Raw genomic sequence first — 12,314 nt, 5'->3', positions numbered from 1 at the left:
GCTGGCTGGTGGACGGGACGGATGGACGGGCCCCGCGGTGCCGGGGAGGACCCCGGCGGCGGGTCAGGCCGGGGTGAGGTCCACCGCGTGGCCGACCAGAGCGGACAGGGACTCGACGACGCTGTCCGTGCGCCGCGCGTCCATGATCACCACGGGGACGTCCTCGGACACGGACAGCGCGTCGCGCACGTCGGCGACGTCGTAGCGGTGCGTGCCCTCGAAGTGGTTGACGGCCACGATGTAGGGCAGTCCGCAGCTCTCGAAGTAGTCCAGCGCCGGGAAGCAGTCGTCCAGGCGGCGGGTGTCGGCCAGGACGATCGCGCCGATCGCGCCGCGCACGATGTCGTCCCACATGAACCAGAACCGCTGCTGGCCCGGCGTGCCGAAGAGGTAGAGCACCAGGTCGGCGTCGAGCGTGATGCGCCCGAAGTCCATGGCGACGGTCGTCGTCGTCTTCTCCGGGGTGGCCTCCAGGTCGTCGGTCGACTCGCTGGCCCGCGTCATCACCGCCTCGGTGGTGAGCGGCTCGATCTCGGAGACGGAGCCGACGAACGTCGTCTTGCCGACGCCGAACCCACCGGCCACGACGATCTTCGTCGCTATGGGCGCGCGCGAGGTGTCCCGCTGCCAGTCCTGGAGCTCCTCGGCGGGCTCCACCGGGGGCAGCGGCGCGGGGCCGGTCAGCACACCGGCCCCGGCCGGGGACGCCGCGTCCGTCGCCGGGGCGGTTCGAGCGGTCGGTGCGGTCGGTGCGGTGTCAGAGCCTGCGAAGTCCACCCAACACCCTTTCCAGTAGTGCACGGTCGGGGCGCCCTGCCGTCTCCCGGCCGGTTCCGTAGACCCGGATACGGCCCTGGTCGGCCAGGTCGCTCAGCAGGACGCGGACGACGCCGAGCGGCATCCGGAGCACGGCGGCGATCTCGGCGACGGTACGCATGCGCCGGCAGAGCTCGACGATCGCCCGCATCTCCGGCATCACCCGGTCACGCAGGCCCTCGCGGCTCAGCCCCGGCAGCTCGCGCAGCGGCTCGGGGGCCGCGATGGCCGCGACGAAGGTCTCCACCAGGAGGACGTGCCCGAACCGGGTCCGGCCGCCGGTGAGCGAGTAGGGACGGACCCGGGCGGGCTTGCGGTCGACGACCGCGCCCCGCACGGGCAGGGGATGATGGGAGGTCACTGGTCCAGCTCCATCGACTTGCGCAGTTCGGTGCGGAGTTCGGGCGTGAGCACGTGCCCGGCACGCCCCACGAAGAGGGCCATGTGGTAGCCGACGACGTCCATGTCGCAGTCGGGGGTCGCGTACGCGCCCAGCAGGGAACCGTCACTGATGGACATGACGAACAGCGCGCCCGCGTCCATGGACACCATCGTCTGGGTGACCGTCCCGCCCTCCATGAGCTTCGCGGCACCCGTGGTCAGCGAGCCGACGCCGGAGACGATCGTGGCCAGGTCGGCGCTCGAACCCTTCGGCCCGGTGCCCGGCCCCTCCGGGTCCTTCCCCGCGGTGGCCAGCCCCGGGTCGGAGGACAGCAGGAGCAGCCCGTCGGAGGAGACCACGGCGACCGAGCGGATGCCTGGCACCTCCTCGACCAGGTTGGCCAGTAGCCAGCGCAGGTTGTCCGCCTCGCTGCGGCGCGTGTGCGCGGTGGTCGACGCGTTCACTGACGTGCCTCCTCGGTGCCACCCATGTCGTCCGCCCCCGCGCGGTCGCTGGAAGATTCCTGTCCGCTGCCCGCGGCCCGCTCGGACGGGGCGTCGGACGGTGGGTCGGCGGCGAGCTGAGCCGCCGCCTCGCGCAGGCCCGCACGGGCGCCGCGCTGGAAGCCGCCGAGCCGTCTGCGCAGCTCCTCGGCGTTCACCCCGCTGCGGGCCGCACCGCCGGCGGCGGGCCCGGCCGTCGGGGCGCTGACGTGCGGGGTGCGCTTGGGCAGCCCCTTGTCCGTGAGCCGCCGTGCCGTCGGCGGTTCCTCCTCGGCCCTGGCGTGCTCGTCCGGCTCGGCCGTCTGCCCGGGCAGGCGTACGCCCCCGGGCGCGGACGGCTCGGACCCGGACGGCTGCGGCGCGGGCGTCGGCTCCGGTTCCGGCGCGGGCGTCGGCTCCGGCTCCGGCTCCGGCACGGGCGTCGACTCCGGCGCGGAGACGGCAGACGGCTCGTCCTCCGTGCCGGGCGCGGGCTCGGGCGTCGGCTCCGGCTGCGCCTTGCGGAGGGCGAAGCGGCGGCTGGCACGGGTGGGCAGCGCGTTGGAGTTGGCCTCCGCGACGGAGCCGGGCATGCCCGTCGCCGTCGCCGTGCCCGGCTCGACGGTCCCGGTCGTGCCGGGGGCCGGGCGGTCGGGCAGCAGGGCGCTGGGCAGGACCGCGACGGCCGTGATGCCGCCCTCCCGCTGGGCGCGCAGCTGCACCCGGACGCCGTGCCGGGCGGCGAGCCGGGCGACGACGTGGAGCCCGAGGCCCAGCCCGTCGCGCCCCTCCGGAACCCGGGGACGCCGGTCGGCGGGCTCGCCGAGCAGTTCGTTGAGCTCCACGAGGCGGTCGGCGGCCATGCCGATGCCCGTGTCCTGGACGGAGAGCATGACCTCACCGTTCTCCAGCAGCCAACCGGAGAGCTCGACGTCGGCGTCGGGCGGCGAGAAGGAGGTGGCGTTGTCCAGCAGTTCGGCGACGAGGTGGCTGACGTCGTCGGCCGCGTGCCCGGCTACCTGGGCGTGCGGCGGGAGGGACGTCAGCTCGACCCGCTCATAGCGCTCGATCTCGCTCACGGCGGCGCGGAGGACGTCCAGCAGCGAGACCGGCTGCGGGTGGTGGCCCGAGGCCGTGTGCTCGGCGCCCGCCATGAGGAGCAGGTTCTCCCCGTGGCGACGCATGCGGGTGGCCATGTGGTCGAGCCTGAAGAGGGTGGACAGCCGGCCGGGCTCGTCCTCCTTCTCCTCCATGGACTCGATCAGCGCGAGCTGCCGTTCGACGAGGCCGAGGCTGCGCAGGGCGAGCCGGACGAACGTGCCGTGCACGGCGCTGGACAGCCCGTCCAGCTCCTCGCGGAGGGCCTCCCGCTCGGTGGTCAGCCGCCGGCGTTCCGCGGCGAGGCGGTCCCGGGCCGCGGACTGCTCGGCGGCGTCGGCCTCCGCGGCCCCGGCCCGCTCCGCCAGCGCCACCGCCGCCTCGCGCAGGGCGTTGACGGCGCGTACGACGTCGGCGAACTCGTCGTTGCTCCCGGTGTACCGCACCGGTTCCTCGGCGACGGGGTCGGCGGCCACCCGCTGGGAGCCGCGCCGCACGGCGGCCAGGGGACGGGCCATGGAGCGCGCGGTGCTGATGCTGACCCCGGCGGCCAGCAGCACGGCTGCGCCGAGCAGGGCGAACCGCAGCTGGAGAGCGGTGACGTCGTCGTCGCGGAGCTGTTCGAGACGGGCGACCTCGGCGCCCGCCAGCGAGGAGTGCAGGCCGCGCATACGGTCGACGCGGGCCGTCAGCGTGGAGGCCACCCGCTCCTGGTCGACGTCGAGTTCGGCGTCGTCCAGCCGGGGCCGGTCGGCCAGGCGGCCGAGGTAGGTCTCCGCCGTCGTCACGTCGGTGCCGTTGACGGTGCTGGAGAACCGCTCGCGGGCGGCGTCGGGCGCATGGCGCTCGAAGTCGGCGAGGGCCGTCCGCTCGCGGACGCGGGCCTCCTGGGCGGTGGCGACGAGGCGGCTGTCGCCGTCCTGCGCGGTGAGGACGCCGAGGAGCAGTCCGCGGGTACCGGAGGCCTCGGCGACGGCCCGGCCGAGGTACGGAAGCGCGACGGCCGTCCCGGCGCCGGCGGCGTCCCGGGCCCGGGCGGGCAGCGCGCCGGCGGCGTCCCCGGAGACGGAGCCGAGGGCGAGCACGATGGCGGTGTAACCGGAGTAGGCGGCCTGCGCGTCCTCCGCCCCGCCCTTCGCCGCCTCGGTCTGCTGGCGCAGCTCGGGCAGACGGTCGACCAGGGCCCTGACGTCCCCGGGCAGTTCGGAGCGCAGCTCGGCGACCTTGCGGTCCACACGGGAGCGCTGGGCGGCGTCGGGGCCGTTCTCCGAGCGGTCGCCGGTGGCGGTGTGGGCGGCCGGGTGCGCGACGGTGGCGGCCGAACCGGTTCCGCCCGTCGTCCCGGGGGTTGCGGTCGCGCCGACGGTTCCGGGGACGCCGGTTCCGGGCACCGTGGAGCCCGGGAGGGCGGGGTCCTGGACGCCGGAGCCGGGAAGGCCGGGGTCCTGGACGCCGGAGCCGGGAAGGCCGGGGTCCTGGACGCCCGGGTCCGGAACGCCGGGCTCCGGCACGTCGGCCTCGGGCACCTCGGGAGCGCTGTCAGCGCCGCGCTCGGCGAGGGTGCGGACGGCGCCGTCCCGCTCGTCGGCGACGGCGTGGGCCAGGGAGACGGCGCGGCGCGCCACGTCGGCCTGGTCGACCAGCTCCTGGGACTCGGCCACGTCCGAGCTTCCCGCGACGACGCTGGGCACCCCGGCGGCGAGCACGGCCACGGTGCACAGGGCCACCGAGGCGAGCAGTCGGTTGCGCACGCGGGCCCGGCGTCCGGGAACGTCCTGGGCGTCGGCCTGCCGGCCGCGGCGGCCGACTCGAAGTCGCTGCATCCCCACCCGTGCTCGCATTCTCCTTCCGCCGCCCGGACGGCTCCGGTCGGCGACTCCTACGGCGCGGCAGGGCAACGCCACACCGCATGACGGCATCTGACCCTGCATGGGTCCTTCGGACGCGGGTGGGACTTCGTCTTCCCGGCCACTCGAAAAAGTGAACCTCACCGATGTGACGTGGAACAACTCCGAGCGCCTCCGCCCGGGTGGCGGGCGGGGTTCCGGGGCTTGGAACATGTGCCGGGGCGTGACAGGATGCGCACCCGCAGTTTCACGGACCGCTTGATTCCGGTAGATCCGGGGGGAAAGGCCCACGAACGGCGAGCGACCCACCGTGGTATCGCCCTGATCCCGCCCCTCGCGGGGATGACGCCGCGGCCCGCCTCGGCGCCACGGCACCGCCACCGGGCGCGACTTCGGCACACTGGCACCATGCGCGTGGAGATGACCACCCGGCCGGGAAGCGGTGAAGTCCCCAACGAGGACCTCGTTTCGGCGGTCCTGCCGGGGGACGGCCGGGGCGGCGCCGTCGTCGTCCTGGACGGGGTGACGCCGCCCGACGGCCCCGACGGCTGCCACCACGGCGTCCCGTGGTTCACCGCGCGACTGGGCGGTGGTTTGCTGGAACTGTCCGCTTCGCGCCGGGATATGACGCTGACCCAGTGCCTGGCCGCAGCAGTGCTGCGTACCTCTTCCGAGCACCGTTCAACCTGTGATCTTTCTCACAGGCGCACCCCCCAGGCGACGGTGATCGCCGTGCGGTGGGACGAGGACGTCGTCGAGCATCTGGTCCTCTCCGACTCCGTGCTGCTGCTCGGGTCAGCCGACGGGACGGTGGTGCCCGTCCTGGACGACCGGCTGGACCGGGTGCGGGCCCTGGCACGCACCGCGCCGCCGGGCCGCCGGGCCGCCCGGATCGAGTCGCTGCGCAACGTTGCGGGCGGTTTCTTCACCGCCGCCGCCGACCCCGCCGTCGCCGAACGGGCCGTCACCGGGACGACGCCGCGCGCCCGGCTCCGCTCGCTGGCCGCCCTGACGGACGGTGCCGCCCGCTGGACCGAGACCTTCGCCCTGGGCGACTGGACGGCGCTGAGCACCGCACTGCGCGAACACGGCCCGGAGGCGGTGGTCTCCCAGGTGCGGGAGGCCGAGGCGGCCGACCCGGACGGCGTCACCCACCCCCGGGGCAAGGCGCGGGACGACGCGACCGCCGCCCTCGTCGTGTTCTGAGGGCCGGGACGGGCCGGGGCCCTGCGGCCGCCGGGCCGGGGGCCGGGGTGCCACCGGCGCTCAGGGCTGGCCCTCGGCGTCCTCCGGGGTGTTGAGGCGGTGGAGGAGTCGGGCCAGCTCGGCGATGTCGGAGCGTTCCCAGTCCGCGAGCTTGCGCAGATAGCGCTCGCGCCGGGCCTGCCGCACGCGGGCGAAGCGTTCCCGGCCCTCGGTCGTGAGATCGACGAGAAAGGCCCGGCCGTCGGCGGGATCGGGGGTGCGCACGAGCAGCCCGAGTGCCTCCAGTGCGCTGAGCTGACGGCTCATCGTGCCCTTGCCGACGCCGATGTAGCCGGCCAGTTCGGTGGCGCGCAGGGCCCCGGCCTCGTCCAGCCGCACCATGATCCCGTAGGCGGACGGCTCCAGGTCGGGGTGGACCGCACGGGCCATCTCACCCGAGGACGCGCGGGCCCGCCGGAGCAGGACCGACAGCTCGCGTTCGAGGTCGAGCACCTCGGGGGCGGACCCGTGGTTCATGTCGGCTTTCTCCTTCCCGGCTTCCGGGCTTCGGGCTTCGGGCTTCGGGCTTCGGGCTTCGGGCTTCGGGCTTCGGGCTTCGGGCTTCGGGCTTCGGGCTTCGGGCTTCGGGCTTCGGGCTTCGGGCTTCGGGCTTCTGCGGGCTTCTCGGACGTCACGCCAGTATTACGCAGGGCTTCGCGGGCGGCTCCGCCGTCGCGCCGCGCCCCGGGGGCCCGCGCCCCCGCCGGGGAGGACGCGGGCCCCGGGGCGCCGCGGGTCACGCCGCCAGCGGGACGCGGTGCCCGTCGGACGTCGCCGGTGCCAACGCCAGCTCCAGCACCCGGCGGACGTCCGAGACGGGGTGGACGGTGAGATCGGCGAGGATGTCCTCGGGGACGTCGTCCAGGTCCGGCTCGTTGCGCTGCGGAATGATCACTTCCGTGATCCCGGCCCGGTGTGCCGCGAGCAGCTTCTGCTTGAGGCCCCCGATGGGCAGGACCCGGCCGGTCAGCGAGACCTCGCCGGTCATCGCCACGTCAGGGCGCACCTGACGGCCGCTGAGCAGCGAGGCGAGCGCGGTGATCATGGTGATGCCCGCGCTCGGCCCGTCCTTGGGCACGGCCCCGGCCGGGACGTGCAGATGGACGCCGCGCTCCTTCAGGTCCCCGACGGGCAGCTCCAGTTCGGCGCCGCGCGAGCGCAGGTAGGACAGGGCGAGCTGCCCGGACTCCTTCATGACGTCGCCGAGCTGGCCGGTCAGCGTGAGTCCGGCGCCGCCCGTCTCCGGATCGGCGAGCGAGGCCTCGACATGGAGGACGTCGCCTCCGGTACCGGTGACGGCGAGCCCGGTCGCCACGCCCGGCACGGCCGTGCGGCGGCGCTCCGGGTCCTGGGCGGACTCGGGAGTGTGGTGCGGGCGGCCCAGCAGCTCCCGCAGTTCCCCGGGGCCCACCGTGGCGGGCAGGTGCTGCTCCCCCAGTTCGCCGCGCGCCACGATCTTGCGCAGCAGCCGGGCCAGGTGGCGCTCCAGCGAGCGGACGCCGGCCTCCCGCGTGTACTCGCCGGCGAGCCGTCGCAGTGCCTCCTCGGTGACGGTCACCTCGTCGGCGTCCAGCCCGGCCAGGCCGAGCTGGCGGGGCAGCAGGTGGTCGCGGGCGATGGTGACCTTCTCCTCCTCCGTGTAGCCGTCCAGGCGGACGAGGTCCATCCGGTCCAGCAGCGGCTGCGGGATGGCCTCCGGGACGTTGGCCGTCGCGAGGAAGACGACGTCGCTCAGGTCGAGTTCGACCTCCAGGTAGTGATCGCGGAAGGTGTGGTTCTGTGCCGGGTCGAGCACCTCCAGGAGGGCGGCCGCGGGGTCGCCGCGGAAGTCGGAGCCGAGCTTGTCGACCTCGTCGAGCAGCACGACCGGATTCATCGTCCCCGCCTCCTTGACGGCCCGCACGATGCGGCCGGGCAGGGCGCCGACGTAGGTGCGCCGGTGACCGCGGATCTCCGCCTCGTCCCGGACGCCGCCGAGTGCGACGCGGACGAAGCTGCGGCCCATGGCCCGGGCGACCGAGGCCCCCAGCGACGTCTTGCCGACCCCCGGAGGGCCGAGGAGCGCGAGTACGGCTCCGCCGGAGTGCCGGGGGGCCGCGGCGCGGTCCGTGTCGTCGGTCCCGCACCGCCCGGCCCGGCGCTTACGGACGGCCAGGTACTCGGTGATGCGCTCCTTGACGTCGTCCAGCCCGGCGTGGTCGGCGTCGAGCACGGCCCGGGCGCCGGGGATGTCGTAGGCGTCCTCGGTGCGCTCGTTCCACGGCAGTTCGAGGACGGTGTCGAGCCAGGTGCGGATCCAGCCGCTCTCCGGGCTCTGGTCCGAGGCGCGCTCCAGCCGGTCGGCCTCCTTCAGGGCGGCCTTGCGCACGTCCTCGGGGAGGTGCGCCGCCTCGATGCGGGCCCGGTAGTCCTCGCCCGGGTCCTCGTCGTCCCCGGTGAGCCCGGCCAGCTCCTTGCGGACGGCCTCCAGCTGGCGCCGCAGGAGGAACTCCCGCTGCTGGCGGTCCACGCCGTCCTGCACGTCCTTGGCGATGGACTCGGCGACCTCCTCCTCGGCGAGGTGCTCGCTCAGCCAGGTGACGGCGAGCTTCAGCCGGGCGGCCGGGTCCGTGGTCTGCAGCAGTTCGACGCGCTGCTCCACGCTGAGGAACGGCGAGTAGCCCGCGTTGTCGGCGAGGGCGGCGACGTCCTCGATCTGCTGCACCCGGTCCACGACCTGCCAGGCGCCGCGCTTGCGCAGCCAGGAGGTGGTGAGGGCCCTGTACTTCTCGGCCAGCTCCGCGACGGCCCCCGGCAGCGGGTCCGGCACGTGCTCGTCGATCCGGGTGCCGTCCACCCACAGGGCGGCGCCGGGGCCGCTGGTGCCGGCGCCGATGCGGACGCGGCGCAGGCCGCGGATCAGGGCGCCGGGGTCGCCGTCGGCGAGCCGTCCGACCTGTTCGACCCGGCCGAGGACGCCGACCGCCGCGTACGTCCCGTCCATCCGCGGGACGAGCAGCACGCGGGGCTTCTCCCCCGCCGGTGCCGCCGCCCGGGCGGCCTCGACGGCCGCGCGGACCTCGGGCTCCGTCAGGTCCAGCGGGACGACCATGCCGGGCAGGACCACGTCGTCGTCGAGCGGCACCACGGGCAGGGTGAGGGTCTCCTGTGACACAGCCATGACCTTTCCCTCGGCAAGCAAGTTGAGCCTTGACGGCTCACGTGTGCCGGGGTCAATGCCGCGGGCGCCCGAAGTGTTCCCCGGCCCGGACGACGTTCGCCAGGAGCGGACGGGGAGGTCTCGCCCCGAAGCGGCGCGGGGAACCGCGCGACCGGCCCCAGGGCACCCGTGGCCGGCGACGCGCCCGCGGGGGCACCCCGGGGTGCGCACCGACTCCGGTGCCGGGGGCTGGCCCTGCCGGCCCTGCGCCTCCGGCGCGGGACCTCCGAGGCGCGGCGGGGCCGCTACGCGGCCGAGCCGCCGCCGGACCGGCGCGCGGCCGATCCCTGGCGCTGGTAGCGGCGCAGGAGGGGCCACAGCGCGATGCCGGTCAGGAGCGCCAGCAGATGGCTCCAGTCGGTGACCGGGTCCGTCAGGGTGACGAGGTCGGCGATGACGACGGTGGTGAGCCCGGCGAGCAGCAGCCAGCGCAGCCAGGTGACGTAGAGCACGCCCGCGAGGGCGCCCGCGCAGGCCAGGACACCGCAGCTGATGCCGTAGTCCAGCCGGGTGAGGGAGGAGCGCGGCAGGTGGTCGAGCGCGACGGCCACCGCGACGGTGAGCTGGGTGGCCAGCGTGGCCAGGACGTGCCCGGCGATGAAGACGGCCGCCGTCCGCCAGCCGCCGACACGGCGCTCCAGCCCCGTCAGGGCGAAGACGAAGCCGAAGGCGATCGGCGCCAGCAGCGGCCCGTTGTAGAACAGCGCGCTCGCGAAGAGCACGAACAGCGGCTCCTTGGCCAGGTGCTCGACGTCGGTGCTGGAGCCGGCCAGCCAGCGGCCGACGACCTCCGGGTCGCCGAACTCCGTGAGCAGCGTCGTCCCGATCAGGAGCAGCAGGTAGCAGAACGTGAACGGGGTGCCCTTGGGGTCCGGCAGGAGCCGGGCCAGGTGGCGGTGCGGGGGCAGGTGCGGCGGCCTCGGCGGGGTGCCCGCCCGGTCCGCACCGGACGGCCCGGGGGCGCCCGTGGGGCGGCCCGCCCGCCCGGCCGAGGGGGGCTGCGGGGCGGGGGCACCCTCGCCGGCCGCGGCCCGGACGCGTGACGCCGCCCGTACTGTGGTCCGCATCGACCGGGCTCCTTCCCTCTGCGGGCACGTGCTCAAGCGGCCGGGCCCGCCCAACGTCCCGGTCCTCGGTCAATGTCAGTGGTCGGCGCCACACCTGTCAACCGGCCGTGAGCGCATGTCATGGCCGGGAACCGGGCGGGTGGGCCCGGCATGGCCCGGTGCGGCGCGGCACCCGTACGCTTCTGCCACACACCTCGGTATGGCACAGGCAGGCGGGGCAGATGGAGCACACGAACACGGGGCACGGCCAGGCCGGTGCGGGAGCGGCGGCCACGCCCGGCGCGCAGCGCCGCATCCTGGTGGTCGAGGACGATCCGACCATCGTGGAGGCGGTCGCCGCCCGGCTGCGCGCGGAGGGGTTCGCCGTGCAGACGGCGGCCGACGGGCCGGCCGCGGTGGCGGCGGCCGAGAGCTGGGGCCCGGAGCTGCTGGTCCTGGACGTCATGCTGCCCGGCTACGACGGCCTCGAGGTGTGCCGTCGGGTCCAGGCCAGACGACCGGTGCCGGTGCTCATGCTGACCGCGCGGGACGACGAGACGGACATGCTCGTGGGCCTCGGCGTGGGCGCCGACGACTACATGACGAAGCCGTTCTCGATGCGGGAGCTGGCGGCGCGGGTGCACGTGCTGCTGCGCCGCGTGGAGCGGGCCGCCCAGGCCGCCTCGGTGCCGCCCGCGGGCTCGCTGCGGCTGGGCGAACTGGAGATCGACCACGCCCAGCGCCGGGTCCGCGTGACCGGCGAGGACGTGCACCTCACGCCGACGGAGTTCGACCTGCTGGTGTGCCTGGCGAACTCGCCGCGCGCCGTCCTCTCCCGGGAGCAGCTCCTCGCGGAGGTCTGGGACTGGACGGACGCCTCCGGCACCCGCACCGTCGACTCGCACATCAAGGCGCTGCGCCGGAAGATCGGCGCCGAGCGCATCAGGACGGTCCACGGCGTGGGCTACGCCCTGGAGTCCCCGGCGCCCGCCGCCGACGGTGTCTGACCCGGGCGTGCACGGCTTCCGGCCGGCGGCCGCGCGGCGACGGCGCGGGCCGGCCGCGCGGGCCCGCCGGGCCGAGCGGGCCGAGCCTTCGCTGCGGGCCAGGGTCTGGCTGGCCCTGCGCCACGTGGACCCGTTCCGCTCGGTCAAGGGCGCTCTCGGCTGGCTGGTCAGCACCTCGGTGGGGATCACCACGTTCCTGATCCTCGTCGCCCTCAACGTGGCGATCGAGCTGCGCATGATCGTCATCCTGGCGGTCATCGCCTCGCTGCTGATCACGCAGTTCGTGGCCCAGCGGCTGGCCGCCCCGCTGGACGAGCTGACGGACGCCGCCCGGGCCATGGCGCTCGGGGACTACGCGCGCCGGGTGTGCTTCGACCGCCGGGACGAGCTGGGCGAGCTGGGGGCGACGTTCAACCGGATGGCCGCCGACCTGGAGGCCGCCGACCAGCACCGGAAGGAGCTGGTGGCCAACGTCTCGCACGAACTGCGCACCCCGATCGCCGCCCTGCGCGCGGTGCTGGAGAACGTGGTGGACGGCGTCTCGCAGGCCGATCCGGAGACGATGCGCACCGCCCTGCGGCAGACGGAGCGGCTGGGCGGGCTGGTGGAGCAGCTGCTCGACCTCTCGCGGCTGGACCACGGCGTGGTGCCCCTGCACGTCCGCCGCTTCGAGGTGTGGCCCTATCTGGCCAACGTGCTCAAGGAGGCGAACATGAGCAAGGGCCAGGGCCACGCGCGCACCGACGTGCACCTGCACCTGGACGTCTCGCCGCCGGAGCTGACCGCGCACGCCGACACCGCCCGGCTCCACCAGGTCGTGGCCAATCTCATCGACAACGCCGTCAAGCACAGTCCGCCGCACGGCCGGGTGAGCGTCGCGGCCCGGCCGGGGCGGCAGCCGCAGAGCCTGGTGCTGGAGGTGCAGGACGAGGGGCCCGGCATCCCCGAGCCGGACCGGGAGCGGGTCTTCGAGCGGTTCGGGCGGACGGCGAGCGCCCAGGCGGGCGACGGCGGGACGGGGCTCGGCCTGGCCATCGCCCGGTGGGCGGTGGATCTGCACGGGGGCCGGATCAGGGTCGCCGAGTCGTCCCGGGGCTGCCGGATGGTCGTCATCCTTCCGGGTCTCGGCCGGGTGCGGGGTTGACGTAGGCTCGACGCCGACGTCCGCCGGCGGGCCGCCGTCGGGCGCCGG

The 12,314-nt window shown here is 75.1% G+C and carries 10 protein-coding genes; 3 read left to right on the top strand and 7 right to left on the bottom strand.

Going from position 1 to position 12,314, the window contains the following annotated elements; genetic code table 11:
• Positions 1–63: 63 nt before the first annotated feature.
• The 4 genes from O7609_RS18595 to O7609_RS18580 all read right to left on the bottom strand — a co-directional run bounded on the left by O7609_RS18595 (position 64) and on the right by O7609_RS18580 (position 4,601).
• On the bottom strand, positions 64–687 hold the full coding sequence (locus tag O7609_RS18595) for a GTP-binding protein (protein ID WP_269737204.1): 624 nt from the start codon (positions 685–687) through the stop codon (positions 64–66).
• Between the two features lie 70 nt (positions 688–757).
• Positions 758–1,177, bottom strand: a complete 420-nt coding sequence (locus O7609_RS18590) for a DUF742 domain-containing protein (RefSeq protein ID WP_269735870.1) — start codon at positions 1,175–1,177, stop codon at positions 758–760.
• Complete coding sequence (locus tag O7609_RS18585) at positions 1,174–1,662, bottom strand: roadblock/LC7 domain-containing protein (protein ID WP_269735871.1); 489 nt, start codon at positions 1,660–1,662, stop codon at positions 1,174–1,176. Before O7609_RS18585 ends, O7609_RS18590 begins: the two co-directional genes overlap by 4 nt.
• Positions 1,659–4,601, bottom strand: coding sequence for a sensor histidine kinase (locus tag O7609_RS18580; protein WP_269743916.1), 2,943 nt, complete (start codon positions 4,599–4,601; stop codon positions 1,659–1,661). The genes O7609_RS18585 and O7609_RS18580 overlap by 4 nt, the downstream gene beginning before the upstream one ends.
• 432 nt (positions 4,602–5,033) lie before the next feature.
• On the opposite strand from O7609_RS18580, the gene O7609_RS18575 reads away from it, so the two are divergent.
• Positions 5,034–5,831, top strand: coding sequence for a hypothetical protein (locus O7609_RS18575; protein WP_269735873.1), 798 nt, complete (start codon positions 5,034–5,036; stop codon positions 5,829–5,831).
• Between the two features lie 60 nt (positions 5,832–5,891).
• Here the strand turns inward: O7609_RS18575 and O7609_RS18570 are convergent, their stop codons facing one another.
• The 3 genes from O7609_RS18570 to O7609_RS18560 all read right to left on the bottom strand — a co-directional run bounded on the left by O7609_RS18570 (position 5,892) and on the right by O7609_RS18560 (position 10,136).
• Entirely contained in the window at positions 5,892–6,347 is a 456-nt protein-coding gene (locus tag O7609_RS18570) for a MarR family winged helix-turn-helix transcriptional regulator (protein WP_269735874.1), read from the bottom strand.
• A gap of 259 nt (positions 6,348–6,606) precedes the next feature.
• Entirely contained in the window at positions 6,607–9,030 is a 2,424-nt protein-coding gene (lon, locus tag O7609_RS18565; RefSeq protein ID WP_269735875.1) for an endopeptidase La, read from the bottom strand.
• Between the two features lie 284 nt (positions 9,031–9,314).
• Positions 9,315–10,136 carry a rhomboid-like protein gene (locus tag O7609_RS18560; RefSeq protein ID WP_269735876.1) on the bottom strand — a complete coding sequence of 274 codons (822 nt, stop codon included), beginning with the start codon at positions 10,134–10,136 and terminating at the stop codon, positions 9,315–9,317.
• Positions 10,137–10,357: 221 nt separating this feature from the next.
• Here O7609_RS18560 and O7609_RS18555 point away from each other — a divergent pair, with 221 nt between their 5' ends.
• Together O7609_RS18555 and O7609_RS18550 are read left to right on the top strand one after the other, a co-directional pair.
• Positions 10,358–11,122 carry a response regulator transcription factor gene (locus O7609_RS18555; protein ID WP_269735877.1) on the top strand — a complete coding sequence of 255 codons (765 nt, stop codon included), beginning with the start codon at positions 10,358–10,360 and terminating at the stop codon, positions 11,120–11,122.
• Between the two features lie 91 nt (positions 11,123–11,213).
• Entirely contained in the window at positions 11,214–12,266 is a 1,053-nt protein-coding gene (locus O7609_RS18550) for a HAMP domain-containing sensor histidine kinase (protein WP_269737205.1), read from the top strand.
• Positions 12,267–12,314 lie beyond the last annotated feature (48 nt).

The sequence above is a fragment of the Streptomyces sp. WMMC1477 genome, from assembly GCF_027460245.1.
Classification (GTDB): Bacteria; Actinomycetota; Actinomycetes; order Streptomycetales; family Streptomycetaceae; genus Streptomyces.
The sequence above is the reverse complement of the archived record's forward strand: the minus strand, read 5'-3'. Positions and strand labels throughout refer to the sequence as shown.

Coding starts and splice junctions, on each gene's coding strand:
- O7609_RS18580 (WP_269743916.1), bottom strand. CDS start 4,601: ATGCAGCGACTTCGAGTCGGCCGCCGCGGCCGGCAGGCCGACGCCCAG.
- O7609_RS18575 (WP_269735873.1), top strand. CDS start 5,034: ATGCGCGTGGAGATGACCACCCGGCCGGGAAGCGGTGAAGTCCCCAAC.
- O7609_RS18570 (WP_269735874.1), bottom strand. CDS start 6,347: ATGAACCACGGGTCCGCCCCCGAGGTGCTCGACCTCGAACGCGAGCTG.
- lon (WP_269735875.1), bottom strand. CDS start 9,030: ATGGCTGTGTCACAGGAGACCCTCACCCTGCCCGTGGTGCCGCTCGAC.
- O7609_RS18560 (WP_269735876.1), bottom strand. CDS start 10,136: ATGCGGACCACAGTACGGGCGGCGTCACGCGTCCGGGCCGCGGCCGGC.
- O7609_RS18555 (WP_269735877.1), top strand. CDS start 10,358: ATGGAGCACACGAACACGGGGCACGGCCAGGCCGGTGCGGGAGCGGCG.